General features: G+C 65.8%; 11 protein-coding genes. 2 read left to right on the forward strand and 9 right to left on the reverse strand.

Annotation, left to right across the window (positions count from 1 at the left end; genetic code table 11):
• Positions 1 to 6: 6 nt before the first annotated feature.
• Both BN1263_RS05085 and BN1263_RS05090 read right to left on the reverse strand, forming a co-directional pair.
• Entirely contained in the window at positions 7 to 1056 is a 1050-nt protein-coding gene (locus BN1263_RS05085) for a LacI family DNA-binding transcriptional regulator (RefSeq protein ID WP_057499695.1), read from the reverse strand.
• A gap of 96 nt (positions 1057 to 1152) precedes the next feature.
• Positions 1153 to 3618, reverse strand: coding sequence for a GH92 family glycosyl hydrolase (locus BN1263_RS05090; RefSeq protein WP_058979979.1), 2466 nt, complete (start codon positions 3616 to 3618; stop codon positions 1153 to 1155).
• 1064 nt (positions 3619 to 4682) lie between these two features.
• On the opposite strand from BN1263_RS05090, the gene BN1263_RS05095 reads away from it, so the two are divergent.
• The gene (locus tag BN1263_RS05095) at positions 4683 to 7760 is read left to right on the forward strand and encodes a TonB-dependent receptor (protein ID WP_058979982.1); all 3078 of its coding nucleotides are present in this window, start codon (positions 4683 to 4685) and stop codon (positions 7758 to 7760) included.
• 201 nt (positions 7761 to 7961) lie between these two features.
• Positions 7962 to 8156 (forward strand): heavy-metal-associated domain-containing protein, encoded by a 195-nt coding sequence (locus BN1263_RS05100; protein WP_021204511.1) that lies wholly within the window; start codon positions 7962 to 7964, stop codon positions 8154 to 8156.
• A gap of 79 nt (positions 8157 to 8235) precedes the next feature.
• Here the strand turns inward: BN1263_RS05100 and cueR are convergent, their stop codons facing one another.
• The 7 genes from cueR to BN1263_RS05135 all read right to left on the reverse strand — a co-directional run.
• Positions 8236 to 8691: a Cu(I)-responsive transcriptional regulator gene (cueR, locus tag BN1263_RS05105; RefSeq protein WP_058979984.1), complete on the reverse strand. Its 456-nt coding sequence runs from the start codon at positions 8689 to 8691 to the stop codon at positions 8236 to 8238.
• 11 nt (positions 8692 to 8702) lie between these two features.
• Complete coding sequence (locus BN1263_RS05110; RefSeq protein WP_058979986.1) at positions 8703 to 11204, reverse strand: heavy metal translocating P-type ATPase; 2502 nt, start codon at positions 11202 to 11204, stop codon at positions 8703 to 8705.
• 160 nt (positions 11205 to 11364) lie between these two features.
• Positions 11365 to 14322: a TonB-dependent receptor plug domain-containing protein gene (locus BN1263_RS05115; protein ID WP_058979987.1), complete on the reverse strand. Its 2958-nt coding sequence runs from the start codon at positions 14320 to 14322 to the stop codon at positions 11365 to 11367.
• A gap of 295 nt (positions 14323 to 14617) precedes the next feature.
• Positions 14618 to 15247: a hypothetical protein gene (locus BN1263_RS05120; RefSeq protein WP_260832910.1), complete on the reverse strand. Its 630-nt coding sequence runs from the start codon at positions 15245 to 15247 to the stop codon at positions 14618 to 14620.
• 165 nt (positions 15248 to 15412) lie between these two features.
• Positions 15413 to 16150 (reverse strand): copper homeostasis protein CutC, encoded by a 738-nt coding sequence (locus tag BN1263_RS05125; protein WP_058979992.1) that lies wholly within the window; start codon positions 16148 to 16150, stop codon positions 15413 to 15415.
• Positions 16147 to 17145 carry a glycosylasparaginase gene (locus BN1263_RS05130; protein WP_058979994.1) on the reverse strand — a complete coding sequence of 333 codons (999 nt, stop codon included), beginning with the start codon at positions 17143 to 17145 and terminating at the stop codon, positions 16147 to 16149. The genes BN1263_RS05125 and BN1263_RS05130 overlap by 4 nt, the downstream gene beginning before the upstream one ends.
• 51 nt (positions 17146 to 17196) lie before the next feature.
• On the reverse strand, positions 17197 to 17745 hold a 549-nt coding region (locus tag BN1263_RS05135), incomplete at its 5' end, for a glucokinase (RefSeq protein ID WP_144435325.1).

Below are 17745 nucleotides of genomic sequence, written 5' to 3' on the forward strand. Positions count from 1 at the left end.
AAGGAATCAGTTCGGTCGTGCGGCACTGCTTTCGCGGATGCGCAGCTGCACCGGCGCGACCGTGCGCCGCGGCGGCGCATCCGGTTCGTCCAGCCGTTGCAGAAGCAGCGCCGCAGCTTGCCGGCCACGCTCGCGCGGGTCGGCGGTCAACGTGGTCAGTGGCGGCACCGCCACCGCAGCCTCGGAAATATCATCGAAACCGGTAACGGCAAAATCGCCGCCCGGACGGATGCCACGCGAATTCAGGCCCAGCATCAGGCCCAACGCGACGGTGTCGTTGTAGCAGACCGCCGCACTCGGGCGATGGCCGTCGGCAAACAACTCATCGGTGCGCGCGGCGGCTTCCAGGCGGTTCGGTGCAGATTCGATCATCCAGCCCGGCGGCAGCGACAGACCGGCCTCGGCCAGCGCCTGCTGGAAACCGGCACGGCGCTGGTGGCACGAACTGGATGCGGCGTGGCCGCCGAAGAAAGCGATCTGGCGATGGCCGCGCTCGATCAGGTGGCGCGTGGCGAGATAGGCGCCGTGCTGGTTGTCGAGGGTGAGGAAATCCCAGTCAGCCCCTTCAAGCTCGCGGTTGAACAGCAGCACGTTGGCATTGGCACCCAGCGCCTGCCGCAGCAGCGTGGTATCACTGCCCTCGGCCGGCGACAGGATCAGGCCGGCCGGGGTGTGCTCCATCAGCGTGGACAGCACCGCCTGCTGGCGCTCCGGCGATTCGCCGGTGCTGCCCAGCAGGGTCACATAACCACGCCCGCCCAGCGCCTCATCCACACCGGATGCGAATTCGGCGAAGAACGGGTTGGACAGATCGTTGATCACCAGCGCGATGCTTGATGACGTGCGCCGGCGCAGGTTGGCCGCCGCGCGGTTGTAGACATAACGCTGGCGGCGCAGTTCGGCCTCGACCTTGGCGCGGGTATCGACGTTGACCAGTGGGCTGCCGCGCAGCACCAGCGACACCGTTGCCCGTGACACGCCGATGGCACGCGCGATGTCGGTCACCGTCACCGCCTTGCCGGCGCGTTTGCTGGGACTGCTGCCGTTGTCGTTCATCGTCTTCCCGGACTCCGCTGGATGCTCAAGCCTAATGGATCAGGGACCTGTCGTGCCGTGCCGTTCGCTGGGTCACCGCGAACGGCACAGTCCGTCTCAGCGCAGCTGGCTACCCGGTGCCGCGCACCAGGATACCGGCAGGTCCTTCACCGCCGTGCCCCAGCCCTGCTCCGGCGCCTTCGCGTCGAGCGCGAACTGCAGGCGCGGGCCCTGCTGCAGCTGGTTCCAGTCCAGCCAAACCGGCGCATGCGGCCGGCCATCGACCTGCACGCCCTGCACATACTGCAGGCGGCGGCCATCGGCGCCCGGCGCATCGATGCGCAGCGTGCGGCCATTGCCCATGTCCACTTCCACCTTGCTGAAGCGCGGGGTGTGCAGCAGGAACTGGCCACTGCCCGGCACCGCCGGGTACACGCCGATGGCGCTGAACAGGTACCAGGCCGACATCGTGCCGAGGTCATCGTTGCCGGTCACGCCGTTGGGGGCGTTGGTGAACAGCTGCTGCGCCGCACGCACCACGGCGGCGGTCTTCCACGGCTGGCCGATCAGCGTGTACAGCCACGGCGCGTGCAGGTCCGGCTCGTTGTTCGGGTTGTAGCGGAACTGGTTGTAATAGCTGTACGGCCCGACCACCCACGCCTTGCGGGCGGCATTGAGCGGGTCGGCCTGCAGCGCGTCCATCGCGAAGAACGCATCGAGGCGGCGGCCGGCCTGTTCGCGGCCGTCCATGGCTTCGACCAGGCCCGGCACGTCCTGCTGCGCCAGCCACTGGTACTGCCACGCCGTGCCTTCATGGAAACCGTGATGCGAGCGCGGGCTGTAGTGGCCATCGGCCGGGGTGTACCACTGGCCATCCTCGGTGCGCGGGCGGGGGAAACCGGTGAAGCCGGTCTCGGCGTCACGCACCTGCGGGTCCCACACCTTGCGCCAGTTGCGGCCGCGCTCACGCAGCGTCGCCGCGTCCTGCGCATGGCCGAGGCCATCGGCCATCTGCGAAAGCGCACAGTCGGCCAGCGCGTATTCCAGCGTCGCCGAACCGCCGTGATGCGGATCGACGTCCATGCCCTTGGACGGGAACGCGCGGTCGTAGACCACGTAGCCCTTGTCCAGATAGGTCGGGTTGCCGGAGCGGCCAGCCATGCGCGAGTTCAGCGGCGGCGTGCCGAAGGCATTGCGGCGCAGCGCATCCCAAGCCCGCGATTCACGGCCCTTGAGCGCACCGAAGCGCCACAGGTCGACCATGAACGGGGTGACCGGATCGCCGGTCATGATGTTGGTCTCGAAGTTGGCATAGCCCCAGCGCGGCAGCCAGCCGCCCTGCTCGTCGATCGCCAGCAGGGTACGGCCGATGTCGCGCGCCACGTCCGGACGGGTCAGCGCCAACCACTGGTTCTGCGCGCGGTAGGTATCCCACAGCGAGAAGTACTCGTAGTAGGTCCAGCCATCGGCACGGTGGATGCCATCGTCATAGCCGCGGTAGCGGCCGTCGGCGTCGTTGCCGGTCATCGGCTGCAGCAGCGCGTGGTAGACCGCGCTGTAGAACACAGCGCGGTCGTCGGCGTTGCCACCCTGCACGCGCACCCGGCCCAGCTGCTCGCGCCACGACTGCTGGGACAGCGCCCGCATCCGGTCGAAACCGAGCAGCGCCCCGCCCTGCATGCCTTCCGCGCGCAGGTTGGTACGCGCGCCTTCGGCATCCACGTGCGAGATCGCGCTGACCGCCGTCACCGACTGGCCCTTGGCCAGGTCGAAGCTGAGCCAAGCACCGTTCGGCTTCTGCTCGCCTTCCATGCTGTGGCGCGCGCCCGGCAGGCCACCGCCCTCGCCCCAGGTGCCATGCGCCTTGAACGGACGGTCGAACTCGATGCGGAACCAGGTGGTGTACTGATGACCGCCACAGAAGCTCTTGGTCACCAGCTTGCCCTCGACTACACGGTCGCCGACCACATCGACCACGCTGCCGATCACTGAATGGCGTTCGTTGGCCTGGCCGACATTGACGAGGACGTGGCCATCGCCGCTGCGCTGGCTGAAGGTGTAGCGCTCGGCCGCGGCACGGGTGCGCGCGGTCGCCTCGGCATCGATGCCGCCGTAGCTGGTCAGGCGCACCTTGTAGTAGCCAGCCTGGCCGATCTCGCCGTCATGCGTGTAGTTCGAGGCATACGTCTTGTGGTCGAACTTCTTGGGGTTTCCGGTATCGAAATCGCCGCCCGGGCCGATCGAGCCGGTCACCGGCAGCACCGACACCTGGCCGCCCTGTTCCCAGCAGCCGGCACCGGAGATGAAGGAGTGGCCAAAGCCACGGATCTTCTCGTCGTCATAGCGCCAACCCGAATAGTGGCTGCCGATCGGGCTGACCTGGATCAGGCCGAACGGCGCCGACGCGCCCGGGAACGTATTGCCGTCGTCCTTGCTGCCGATGAATGTATTGACCTCCCGCTCCAGCGCTGCCGGCGCGGCCTGCAGCAGCATCGGCACCGCCGACAGCGCGAACAGGCAGGCCAGGCGCGACAGCGGGCGCGAGGTCGATGGGACGGCGGGAGCGGACGGCACTGGGCGCATGTCAGGTTCCTGTAGTCGATGACGCGGAGGCAGACGGCCGGGGTCGTTCGGCACCGTTCCGCTGAGTCCCGCCGTGACCGGCAGAGAGCTCCCCCTGGAATGACGCCCGACCCATGCGACCGTGAATTTAGATCGATTCAAGTAGAGCATGCAGGTTCAGCCGAATGCATTCTGCGGCGCAGCATGAGAGGGGTGTTCGGCAGGGCTGCGCCCTGCACCTGCTTCGAGCTGGAGCAACAGCAACAGCAGAAGCAGGCATTCGGCGGGATGGCGGGGTGGGTCCGGTTGCGGGGGACGCTGCAAGTACATCCATGTAAGCTCGGTCGCCGCATCCATGCGGCTCACGCCCCCGCAACCGGACCCACCCCGCCTTCGACAGAGTCCCGCGATCTGTAGATCCACGCCATGCGTGGATGAATCTCTGTCGGATAACGAAATCGATTGGAGTCAGATCCGTTTTCCGCTGGAAAACGGATCTGACTCCATGACCCCACGCAATTCCAGGACCCATCCAACCGTCACCGGGAAACTGTCAAAGGTGGGGCGGTGTGGGCTGGCAGGACCGTTGGCGCCATGGATGGCGCCATCGAGCCCCCATGGACGGGTTTACGGCGTGTCCTGCCAGCCCACACCGTCCCGCCAAACCAGCAGAAAACCAGAGCCGCTTTGGCTTTGGCTTTGGCTTTGGCTTTGGCTTTAGCTTTGGCCGTTGCCCTGGCTTCAAGCAGGTGCAGGGCGCAGCCCTGCCGACCCACCCTTCCCCTGCGCACGAAAACGATTTCACTGATTTCAGCAAACCGTCATCCCTTCGCCACGCCAGTACCATATTGCGCAGCAGCATGCGCCCACGGGCGACCCGTGCTAAAAATCGCCCGCCCATCGCTTAGATCGATCCAAGAACGACATTGCGATGGCCGGGAGTTGGGGGAGCAGCAACAGGACGTACCAGGCCACACGCGCGGTGCTCTGCCACCCACATGGCGACAGCCGCAAAGTCACTTCAAATTAGATCGATTCAAGTTGTCCGTGCCACGTCACCGGATCAATCCAGGAGAGAGGGAGAGATGGGAATGAAGCATTCAATACGTACGCATGGCCAGGACGCACTGTCGTTGGCCATCGCGCTGGCATTGGCCGCCGCCGTCATTCCGGCTGGCGCCGCCGCGCAACAGGCCACGTCTACCGGCGCGCCGGATGCCACCACTCTGGACAGCGTCCAGGTCACCGGCTACCGCTATGCCATTGAAAAGAGCCTTGAGCAGAAGCGCGATGCCAACGCCGTGGTCGAAGTGATCACCGCCGAGGACGTCGGCAAGTTCCCCGACAAGAACGTGGCCGACGCACTGCAGCGCGTGCCCGGCGTGGTCATCACCCGCAGCGGTGGTGAAGGCAAGAGTGTCAGCGTGCGCGGCCTTGCGCCGGACCTGACCCTGACCCAGTTGAACGGCAACTACGTGGCCACGTCGGAAACCAACGACGAAGCCACCCGTTCGTTCAACTACACCCTGCTGCCGTCGAACATGCTGTCCAGCGCCGAGCTGTTCAAGTCGCCGGAAGCACGCATCGACGAAGGCGGCATCGGCGGCACGGTCATCCTGCACACCCGCCGTCCGCTGGACATGGAGTCCAACTCGGGCTTCGTCACACTGGAGGGCACCTCCTCCGATACCCACCACGATATCGACCCGCAGGCCTCGGCCCTGTATTCGTGGCACAGCAAGGATGAGCGTTTCGGCGTGCTGGTCGGCGTGACGCAGCAGAAGCGCACGACCCGTACCATGGAAGCCAGCACCGAGGACTACCAGTGGTACGGCGCCGGCAGGGCACGCGACGCCTATGGCAACGTGCAGCAGCAGGATGGCATCCACTACTGGTGGGGCAAGTCCGGCTTCAACAACCAGACCGGCGGCAACTACAGCGACTTCTTCATGCCGACCTCGGTCAACTTCGCGGTGAAGGAAGAAAAGCGCGAGCGCAAGGGCGGCCAGCTGACCTTCCAGTTCAAGCCGGTCGACAACGTCACGATGACCGCCAACTACTTCCGCTTCGAGCTGCAGGGTGACTACACCCAGAACATGCTGAAGATTCCGGAATGGAGCATGGCGCGCTACAACCAGGACGGCAACTGGGCCGGAGGCCGCCTGCTCAATGGCCTGGACTTCGATGCCAGCGGCAACACCGTCACCGGTGCCCAGTTCGAAAAGCTGGCAGGAAAGACCTACTACTGCAGCGAAGACCAGGCCAAGGCCGCCGGCCTCAAGCCCGGCGGCTGGGGCCCGGACGACTGCACGATTCCGACACCGCAGCTGACCGGTGGCTACAGCAAGGAAAAGGCGCTGTCGCAGACCGCCGACCTGACCATCGACTGGGACATCAGCCCGCTGTGGAAGGCCTCGTTCACCGGTGGCCGCACCTGGTCCGAAGGTGGTCCGTCGATGAACTTCCGCATGTCGGCCAAGCCGCGCCGCAAGGTCGGCAACGACTACCTGTCCGGTAACCAGTACAGCGCATGGGACCTGACCGGCACGCCGTCTGCCACCTTCTCGCCCGACCTGCAGCAGCAGTTGATGAACGGCATCGCCGAAGTCGACACCGGCTCGACCGATTCGTCGTGGAAGCGCACCGAGGTCAAGCAGAACTACTTCCAGGCCGACGTGACCAAGCTGTTCGAGACCGGTTGGCTGGATTCAATCCAGTTCGGTGCCAAATACCGCGACGGCAAGGTGCACCGCAACACCGGCAACACCTACTGGGTGTGCCCCGGCCGTGACCCGGCCGACTATGACAACAGCCGCTACCAGAGTGGCTGCGATCCGACTGCCGGCGATGCGCAGCCCGGCTTCTTCCTGTCCAATCCGATCAGCAACATTGCCGGTGGCTTCAATGCCAACGTGTTCCCGGGCATCAACTACCCGGCGTACATCGACTATCTGAACAAGACCTACGGTGGTTCGCACAACCGTACCGAGGAAGACTTCGTCTACAACGTCAACGAGAAGATCTACTCCGGCTACTTCCAGGCCAACTTCCGCACCGAGCGCGTGCGCGGCAATGTCGGCGTGCGCGTGGTGCGCACCAAGCAGTTCGCGCAGTCTTCCGACTCGATCGAGAAGTTCAACGACTACTTCCTGGACAACGCGTCCGGCGCGCCGATGGCGTGCACCGACCCCGCCGCTGCGGCCTACCCGACCTACAGCTGCGAGAGCGGCTTCGTGCGCCTGCCGCATGACCTGGCGCAGAGCAAGACCTACAGCCTGATCGGCGTGGACCGCACCTACACCGACGTGCTGCCGAGTTTCAACATCGCATGGGACATCACCGACACGCTGGTGCTGCGTGGTGCCGCATCGAAGGTGATCGCCCGCCCTGGCTACACCGACATCGCAGCACCGGGCGCACTGAGCTACTACAGCGAGGAGTACGTCAATGATCGCCGCGTTGCCGGTGGCGCATCGACCGCAGGCTGGGTCGGCCAGGGCAGCAACAAGCAGCTGGAGCCGTTCAAGGCCACCCAGTTCGACCTGGGCCTGGAGTGGTACTTCCAGCCGGGCGCGGTCGCCGGCGTCAGCCTGTTCCGCAAGAACGTGGACAACTTCACCCTGCCGGTGGTGCGCGACACGCCCATGGTCATCAACGGTGAAGCGGTGAACGTGCAGCGCTACGAGACCCAGGCCAATGGCCGCGATGGTGTGTCGCAGGGCGTCGAGCTGTATGGCCAGTACACCTTCGATTTCGGCTTCGGCGTGCAGGCCAACTACACCTACAACGACACCAACCTGGCTTCCATTGTTCTGGACGGGCAGGAAATCGGCTCCTCGCCGCTGGTCGGCAGCGCCAAGAACCAGGCCAACGTGACGGTCTTCTACGAGAACGAGAAGTTCCTCGCGCGCGCTTCGTTCAACCGTCGCGGCCAAGTGGTCGGCGGGCTCAACAATGGCCTCACCGTCTACACCGAACCGTATGACCAGCTGGATCTGAATGTTGCCTACAACCTGACCCCGGACTGGACCCTGACCGCCTCGGTGATCAACGCCACCAAGTCCGAGCAGCGCGTGCACCTGGGAAGCGACACCAAGGCACGCCTGATCTCCAATACCTATGCAGGCCGCCAGCTGTACTTCGGCGCTACCTGGAAGTTCTAAGGCAACACCGGGTTGCCCGGGCGCGCCCCGGTGCAACCCGCGCCCCGCCCTGGCGGGGACGTTCCTCCACGGCAGCCGCGCTGGTACAGGCGGCTGCCGTTTCTTTTTGCCGCCTTGCCTGTCGTTCAGCCCGGCACTTGACCCTGCCATCGTTGGAAGGTGCACACTGACTCCACCCCAAGAGCACCCAAGGAGCTACGGATGGAATTCCATGTTGAAGGCATGACCTGCGGCGGTTGCGCGCGCAGCGTGACCAAGGCGATCGAACTGGTCGATCCGCAGGCCAGCGTGCAGGCAGATCCGGCCAGCCGCCGAGTGCAGGTGCAGACCTCGGCCAGCGAAGCGCAGATCGTGGCGGCACTGACCGATGCCGGCTTCCCGCCGCGTACTGCCTGATCCCCTGTCCTGTCCCATACTGAAAAGCCCGCCGGGTACTACAGCACCCGGCGGGCTTTTTCATGCATGCGATATCGAGTCAATGCTTGTGCGTACGCCGCCGCACCGCACCAGTCTTCGCGGTATCGACCGGTACCAGCGTCCCATTGTCCTCACCCAACCGCTCCAGGATCGGGCACTCCGGGCGCTCATCGCCCGCGCAGCAGCTGATCAGCGACTTCAGCGTGTCGGCCATCTGCCGCATGTGCTCGATGCGTTGCTCCAGATCGGCGATGTGCTGCTCGGCCAGGTGCTTGACGTCGGCGCTGTGCCGCGAGGTATCGTTCCAGAGGCCGAGCAGATCGGTGATCTCGGCCACCTGGAAGCCCAGATCGCGTGCGCGGCGGATGAAACGCAGGCGGTGGATGTCCGCCTGCGAATACGCCCGGTAGCCCGACTCGGTTCTATCAGCGGCGGGAATCAGGCCGATCTGTTCGTAGTAGCGGATCATTTTCGCCGACACGCTGGAGGCTTTGGCGGCTTCACCGATGTTCATGGGTATTCCCTTCAATCAGTGACGGCGGCGGAATCCGCCATCGGTGGCTGGAAGCGGCGCAGGCGCAGCGCATTGCCCAGCACGAACACGCTGGACAGGGCCATCGCACCGGCCGCGAACACCGGTGACAGCAGCACGCCCCAGACCGGATACAGCACGCCGGCGGCCACCGGAATCAACGCGGTGTTGTAGGCGAAGGCCCAGAACAGGTTCTGCCGGATGTTGCCCAGCGTCGCCTTCGACAACGCAATGGCATTCGGCACACCCTGCAGGTTACCCGACATCAGCACCACGTCGGCCGATTCCACCGCGATATCGGTACCGGTTCCGATCGCCAGGCCGACGTCGGCCTCGGCCAATGCCGGCGCATCGTTGATGCCGTCGCCGACGAAGGCGACATGGCCATGTGTGGTCTTCAAGCGGCGCACCGCCTCGACCTTGCCTTCCGGCAGCACCTCGGCCACCACTTCGTCGATGCCGAGGCGGCGCGCGATCGCCTGCGCGGTACCAGCGTTGTCACCGGTGATCATCGCCACCTTCAGGCCAAGCTGATGCAGTGCCGCGATTGCGGCCGGCGTGCTCGGCTTGATCGGATCGGATACCGCGATGATTGCGGCCAGACGACCGTCAATGGCGGCATACAGCGGCGACTTGCCCTGGGTGCCCAGCTCTGCCGCCAGCTCCGCAAACAAAGTGATGTCCAAGCCCAGATCGCGCATGAAGCGATCGGCACCGACCTCCACCCGCGCACCATCAACGCTGGCACGCACGCCCATGCCGGTGACCGATTCGAAATCGACCATCAACGGCAGTGCAATGCACTGTTCAGTGGCTGCATCGACGATGGCGCGGGCGATCGGATGTTCAGAGCGCGATTCCACTGCAGCCACTGCCGCCAACACTGTGCTGCGATCGAAGCCGTCCGTGATCTCGAAGTCGGTCAGGCGCGGGCGGCCTTCGGTCAGCGTGCCGGTCTTGTCCACCGCCACCACCTTCGCGTCCTTCAGCAGCTGCAGTGCTTCGCCCTTGCGGAACAGCACGCCCATTTCGGCGCCGCGGCCGGTACCGACCATGATCGAGGTCGGCGTGGCCAGCCCCATCGCGCAGGGGCAGGCAATGATCAGCACCGCCACCGCGTTGACCAGCGCGAAGCTCAGCACCGGCGACGGGCCGAAGATCAGCCAGACTGCGAAGGTCGCCAGCGCGGCCAGCATCACCGCCGGCACGAACCACAGCGTGACCTTGTCAACCAACGCCTGGATCGGCAGCTTCGAGCCCTGCGCCTGTTCGACCATGCGGATGATCTGCGCCAGCAGGGTCTGCGCGCCCACCGCCGTCGCACGTACCGTCAGTGCGCCCTTCTGGTTGACCGTGCCGCCCACCACGCTGCTGCCCGGCTGCTTCTCAACCGGGATCGGCTCGCCGCTGATCATCGATTCGTCGATGTAGCTGCGGCCTTCAACCACCTCGCCATCGACCGGCACACGCTCGCCTGGCCGCACTTCCACCACGTCGCCGCTCTGCACTTCATTGACCGGGATATCGACGGTGCGGCCGTCACGGATCACGTGGGCGACCTTGGCCTGCAGGTTGACCAGGCGCTTGATCGCCTCCGAGGTACGGCCCTTGGCGCGCGCTTCGAGGAAGCGGCCGAGCAGGATCAGTGCGACGATTACCGCCGCCGCTTCGTAGTAGACGTTCACCGTCCCCGGCGGCAGCAGCCGCGGTGCAAAGGTCGCGACCACCGAATAGCCGAACGCCGCAGCGGTGCCCACCGCCACAAGCGAATTCATGTCCGGTGCAAGGCGCAGCAGCGCCGGGAAGCCCTTCTGGTAGAAACGGCGACCGGGGATGGCCAGCACCAGGAGCGTCAGTGCGAACTGCAGGTACCAGCTGGCCTGCATGCCAATCGTGGCCATCACCCATTCGTGCATGCCGGGAATCAGATGCGAGCCCATCTCCAGCACGAACACCGGCAATGCCAGCGCAGTGGCCACGATCAGGTCGCGCTTCAGTTCGGCACGCTCGGCATCCTTCTTTTCTACGGCCTCGTCATCGGACTGCACACCCGCCTCGATTACGCGTGCGTCATAGCCGGCCTTGTCGATGGCGGCGACCAGCGTCGCAGCATCCGCCACGCCACGCACCGTGGCGCGCTCGGTGGCCAGGTTGACGCTGGCCTGGCTCACGCCTGACACCGCCAGCAGCGCGCGCTCCACGCGGCCCACGCAGGAGGCGCACGTCATGCCTTCCACGGCCAGTTCAACGGTGGCGGCAGGTACGTCGTAGCCCACCCGCTCCACCGCCTGGATCAGCGCGGCCCGATCGACCGGGCCGGACGGGCGGATATCCGCGCGCTCGGTGGCCAGATTGACCGAAACACTGCCCACGCCTTCGACCCTGGACAGCGCCGCCTCGACCCGGCCGACACAGCTGGCGCAGGTCATGCCCTCGATGGGCAGGCTGATGGTGGCAGGACTTGCGGAGGCGGCAGCGGCGCGGGGCGTGCTCATGATCGGATTCCCGGGGTTCCTTCTGGATGCGGACAGGCTAAACCTTGCCATCGTGGGAAGGTCAAATCCAGCCTGTCCGCATGCCTGAAGGGGGCGCCGCGCCCGGCGTTCCGTTTCCGCATCCACGCATGGCGTGGATCTAGCGGCGAGGTCGGTCTCTTCAGAACGTGAACACATACTCCAATGCGAACTCACGGCCGACCGCGCTCAGCAACCGGGTCGGGGCAAAGTCATAGTCCAGCTTGTACGGATCCTTGTGGTTCCAGCTGGCGGAGTTGAAGGCGTTGTTGACGTACACGTTTACCTTCGCGTGTTCGGTCACCTGGTAGCCCACGTTGAAGTTCCAGGTGATGAACGGCCCCACGCGACCGTAGTAGCGCGCCGTCTGCTGCCCGGCATTGGGGTTCGGGTTCGGCGAGCCATCCGGACGCGTTGCCGGCTCCAGGCAGTTCAGCGACGGGCTGTCGCTGGGCACGTAGCCATCGGCGAACGGCAGGCAGCCGCCGGGGTTGTCCAGGCGGTCGGTGCCCCAGTGGTAGCGCACGCCCGGCACCGAGCCCACGCGGTCGGCATAGACATTGGCATTCCAGTTGCCGCGCTGCCAGGCCAGGCTCGCGCGCAGCTTGCTGCGCAGGTCGCGGTCGCGGCGTTCCGGGTTCGGGTCGTTGGCGTAGCGCTGTTCCTTGGTGGAGATCTGGTTGGTGTAGTTCACACCCAGCTGGAAGCTGCCCCACTGCGCGGTCTCCAGACGGTAGCGCGCGGTCAGGTCGACGCCACGCACTTCGCGGCTGGCCAGGTTGAACGGGCCGCGCTCGATCGACACCAGGCGCCCGTTGCTGTCACGGTTCACGCGCGCCAGGATGCCGGCGCAGTAGTCGCCACCGGCCGGATTGGCCCATGGCGTGCCATCGATGTTCTTGCCGGTCAGGCAGCCCGCCTCGCTGGCCAGCACCTCATCGGCGCCGACGTCGACGATCATGTCTTCCAGCTTGATCGCCCAGTAGTCGGCGCTGACCGACAGGTTGGGCATCACGTCCCAGACGAAGCCGACCGTCCACGAATCACCGGTTTCCGAGCGCAGCAGCGGCGTGCCACGGCGGTTCACGTCGAAGGTGTACCAGACATCGGTGTTGCCCACGCCACAGTTGTTGACCAGGTAGGCACCGCTCTGGATGCAGCGCAGGCGATCATAGGTCTGCACTTCGGAACTGCTCGGCTGGCCCAGCAGGTAGTGCATGTCCGGCGCGTGGAAGCTGGTGGCATACGAGCCACGCACCAGCAGCGATTCGACCGGGCGCCATTCCAGGCCGACGTTCCAGGTGGTTTCCTTCTGGCTGCCGATATCCAACGCTTCACTGCTGTCATCGGCCTTGTAGTTGCCATAGCGGTCGTAGCGCGCGGCCGCGGTGGCCGTTACGCTCTCCAGCAGCGGGATCTTGAACTCGACGCCCGCTGAATACCGGGTGCGCTCGCCACCACCGCGGTCGACGTTCTGCAGGTCGAAATCGATGCCGGCGCGTGGGTCCGGGCTGAGGTGGTAGCCCTGCTGCGCGACTTCAGCAACCGCTGCGAACGAGATCGGGCCTGCCCAGCCCTGGAACAGCTCGCCGGTGATATCCGCCGAGGCCTGGTTGACCCACGATGACGCGCGGTTCCTGGCCACCGTGCCCATCTGCCAGTATTGGTCCGGCGTGAGCGGATTCCACCAGCGCGATTCGTTCAACGCGTAGATCGCCTCGCCATCGGGGGTGGTGCCCAGGCGCGGGCCGAGGAAGTAGTCGTACGACTTCTGCTCGTCCACCACGTTCTGCCGTTCTTCCACGCGGTAGTAGGAACGGCCCACCGAGGCGCTCCAGTCGAAGCGATCGGCAAGGCGGCCACGCAGGCCTGCGCTCCAGTCCCAGGACAGCTCGCGGTTGGTGTTGCGCAGGGTATCCAGGCCACCGACTTCGTTCGGAGTGAACTGGCGCACGCCCAGGATCGGGCGGTTGCGGTTGGCATCCCAGTAATAGCCGTTGTCGTCGTCGATCAGCGAGACGCTGGGCGGATTGGTGCCCCAGATCGCTTCGGAGTGGTACACCGCCAGGTTGGTCCAGGCCTGCAGGTCGCTGCTGAAATCGAAGGTGGCGTAGAGGTTGCCGGAAACATTCTCGGCGCCGCCGGTGAGCAGCCAGTTGGCGTAGTCGGCGCTCATGCCGCACAGGCGGCCGGTGTTGGTGATGGTGTTGGTAGCGTAGTTGTAGACCAGCCGATCGGCAGTGTAGTACTCGCCGTCGAACTTCTCGCAGGTGCCTGCAGGCGGTGCCAGGCGCTGGCCGTTGGTCGGGTCGATCAATGCCAGGCCCGAGGTGGGGCGGAAGCCGACCTTGCGCTGCTCCATGTTCCAGGAGGGATACGGTGCGTCGTCGGCGTCGTCCATCTGCGGTCGGTCGCGTCCGAACAGCGGATCGCGCTTGGTGTACTGCAGCGCGTAGGTCACGCTCCAGTTGTCGCCGGTCTTGCCGCCGGCCCAGGACAGGTCCCAGGTATCTCGTCCACCTTCTGTGGAGGTACCGCCACGCACGCGCACTTCGTCGCCGTCGTAGTTGGTCTTGAGGATGACGTTGACCACGCCGGCGATCGCATCCGAACCGTAGATGGCCGAGGCGCCGCCGGTCAGCACTTCAATCCGCTCCACTGCTGCGGCCGGAATGTTGCCGTAGTTGGAGAAATTGGTTTCGCCGCCGTAGGGCAGCGGGTAGTCGGCCACACGGCGGCCGTTGACCAGCAGCAGAGAACGGTTCGGGCCCATCCCGCGCAGGTTCAGGCCACTGGCGTTGGGCGTGTGCGAGCCCCATTGCGAGGCGGCTTCAACGGTGCCGGTCGCTTCGGTGAGCGTCTTCAGCGCGTCATACACGCTGACGAAGCCCTCTTTCTGGATCTGCTGCGCGGTGATCACGTTGACCGGGGCCGGGCCTTCGACACTGGCGCGCTTGATGCGCGAGCCGGTGACGGTGACCGCGTCGAGATCCTTGGTAGACGAGCTTGAGGCTTGCTGCGCATTGGCAGCCAGGGGAAGCAGGGCCAGGATCAGGGCCTGGGACAGCAGGTGGCGACGCTTGTGGACGATCTGAGCCATGGTGGTTGCTCTTCGAAGATGTGGACGCACGGGCGGACGGTGGCGCGGCACTACGACGGATCCAGGCGCTTGGATCGGTTCACGACCGATATGGCACCTCCCCTGTGGATCGATCCAAACTAAAGCACAGCTGAACCACGCCCGGCATGCGGCGGCGCAGCATCAGCCGGCGGAATGCCGCTAGCGGCCACCGACATCCATAACAATCAAATAGTTGCGACACATCGCTGAGAGAACGGCGCACGAAGTAGTGACATGATCACGACAACCGCGCGCGGAACGGTTTTGTCCGCCCTCAGCGATTCCCCTCACCCGATCGAGTCGGGACGAAGCGGTCATTTCGGAGCGCGTAGTGGCTCGACGTATCGCCTCCGGGTCCGATACCCCACCACTCGATGGAGAACCCGTCCCCCTGCCAGATGACCGAGGAAAAGTCGGATTCACTGTTGGATCGCCCTGAGTTCTGGCTCACCAGAGACAGGGTTTCAAGGCAGCTGCTGATCAACACCCTGCCGCGCTCAATGGGCTTCGGCAGGGTCAATTCGTAGACGAACAGATGGATCTCGCGCCCAGCGCCACAACGTCCCATCGGGTTGGAAGCGTTTGAATCGAACACCTGATACAGCGCGCGAAAGCGCTTCTCCCCGATCCGATGTACGCGCGTGTCGAGCAACGCGCCCCGCGCGGTTGGCTCAAGCCTCACACCAACCATTTCGGGGTCAACCTGCAGGTCCTTGTCGGCAGTCACCTCCCGCACCCACTCCGGTGCATGCCTTTCACGTGCGCCGATTGCAATGGCTGGCACCACGCAGACAAGCAGCAGGAACAGTCGAAACATGCGGGAATTCGTTGGCGAACGACGGTATGAACCACTATCGGCAATCACCGACTGCGCCGCCATGCGACGGCGCACCAGCGTATCCATTTCAACGACTTGGCCTGCCGCCCCAGCCGTTCGAACGTGCTGTAAGCGTCACTTCTTGGGCCGCAACGATGGGCAGGCCCGGGGTCGGAGCCATTCTGCGAAGGGATCCGACCCCGGGGCCCAAAGAGCAGCCGAGCGTGGGCTCGGCTCTACAGAAGAAGCGGGCTACCTTGCGCCGTCCAGCGCCTGCCGCAGCGCGGCAACAGTGGCGGTGGCGGTCTGGCTCCAGTCCGGGTCCAGCCCGCGCAGCGCCGGGTTCTGGAACTGCATCACCGACCGGCGCAGGCCCTTGGCTGAGGCGTGCAGTTCGGTGCAGCCGGTCCGTCGCGCAACGGCGGTGATATTGGCCGGGCCCAGCCCCGCGCCGGCCATCACACTGATGCGTCCCTTCGCCTGGGTCACCAGGCCCGCCAGCACTTCGGCACCGGCCTCGGCGCTGACCTGGCCGCCCGAGCTCAGCACGCGCTGGCAGCCCAGCCCGATCACCTGTTCCAGCGCTGCCGGCAGGTCGCGGGCCGCATCGAAGGCGCGATGGAAGGTCACCTGCAACGGCCCGGCGGCCTGCACCAGTTCCCGGCACAGCGCCAGGTCGATGCCGCCCTGCACGTCCAGCGCACCGATCACCACGCCATCGCAGCCCAGCGCGCGGCACTGCGCGATGTCACGCAGCATCAGTTCGGTTTCCAGCGCGTCGTAGTGGAAGTCGCCCGGGCGTGGCCGCACCAGCACGAACAGCGGAATCGACAGGCGTTCGCGGGCAATCGCGATGCTGGCGAAGGACGGCGTGGTGCCGCCCTCGGCCAGGTTGTCGAACAGCTCGATGCGGTCGGCGCCGCCGGCCTGCGCGGCCAGCGCCGAGGCCAGCGAGTTGCTGGCGATCTCCAGGATCCGCCGCGTACTCACGCCTGGGAGCTCGTGTAGATCGACGGCGAGTCACGCAGGTCATCCTGGCGCTGCGCATCGCACACCGCATAGACGAAGCCACGATGCAGCGCGTAGGCGCCGACCTCGCCCTGCTTGTTCATGGCCAGGAAGCACACCTGCAGGGTCTTGCTCGCCTCCGGCCGCTTGCGCACCACACGGTCGATCGCTTCGCGGCAGGCCTGTGCCGGCGAGCGCCCCTGGCGCATCAGTTCGACCACCAGGAACGAAGCGGCGTTGCGGATCATCTCTTCACCCACGCCCGAAGCAGTGGCCGCGCCCACGTCGTTGTCGACATACAGGCCGGCACCGATGATCGGGCTGTCGCCGACCCGGCCGTGCAGCTTCCAGGCCATGCCGCTGGTGGTGCAGGCACCGGCAAGGTGGCCCTTGGCATCCAGCGCCAGCATGCCGATGGTGTCGTGGTTGTCGCTGTTGCCGGGAATACTACGGCGCTCGGCGTTGATCTGCGGCTGATACTTCTCCGTCTTCAGCCACTCGCGCCAGGCCGCTTCGGCCTGCGGCGTCAGCAGGTGCCTGCGCTCGAAACCCTGCTGCATCGCGAACTGCTGCGCGCCCTCGCCCACCAGCAGCACGTGCGGGCTGTTCTCCATCACTTTGCGGGCCACCGACACCGGATGCAGGATGTCGACCAGCGCGGCCACTGCGCCACAACGGCCATCGCCATCCATGATGCTCGCGTCCAGGCTCAGCACGCCGTCGCGATCGGGGTTGCCACAATGGCCGACGGTGGGGTTGCACAGCTCGCTCTCGGCCCAGCGTGCGCCTGCTTCCACCGCATCCAGCGCGCTGCCGCCCTGCGCCAGTACCTTCCACGCGGCCTGGTTGGCCGGTACGCCGAAGTCCCAGGTCGAAACCACCTTGGCCCCACCCTGCGTGCGCGCCTGCACGCCCGGCAAAGCCGCCATGCCTGCAGCCAGTGCACCGGCCTGCAGGAACTGCCTGCGATCCACCATCTTCCCCTCCCAGTCTGCAATGCACGGCCGGCACGATGCCGGTCATGCCGATCAGTCGTGCGTGGGCTGCCGTGCGGCGTGCCAGACCGCTGCGCCGAGCACGCCCAACTGGCCGTGCTCCACGCGCCATACCGGCACCTGGCGCAGCACCTCAGTCAGCACGCCCTTGTTGAGGAAGCGCTCACGGAAGCGGCCATCGGCCAGGAAATCCTGCACATGCGCGGAAATACCTCCGGCGAGGTACACCGAGCGCGCACCGACGGCGATCGCTGCGTCGCCGGCCAGGCTGCCCAGCCAGGCGCAGAACACCTGCAGCGTCTCCACCGCCAGCGCGTCTTCACCGCTGCGGGCGGCACCGATCAGTGCTTCGGTACTGGTCCACACCGGGGTGACGCCGCGCAGCTCGCACAGGCACGGGTACAGGTTCATCAGGCCACTGCCGGACAGCACGCGCTCGTTGTCCACGTGCGTCCAGCGCTGCAGCAGTTTGCCCAGCACCTGCAGTTCCAGCGCGTTGCCGGCGCCGAGCGCGGCATGGCCGATCTCGCTGGCCAGCACCGGGCGCTCGCCATCGGCGAAACGCAGTGCCGCGCCAAGGCC

Source organism: Stenotrophomonas thermophila (assembly GCF_001499715.1).
Lineage (GTDB): Bacteria > Pseudomonadota > Gammaproteobacteria > Xanthomonadales > Xanthomonadaceae > Stenotrophomonas > Stenotrophomonas hibiscicola.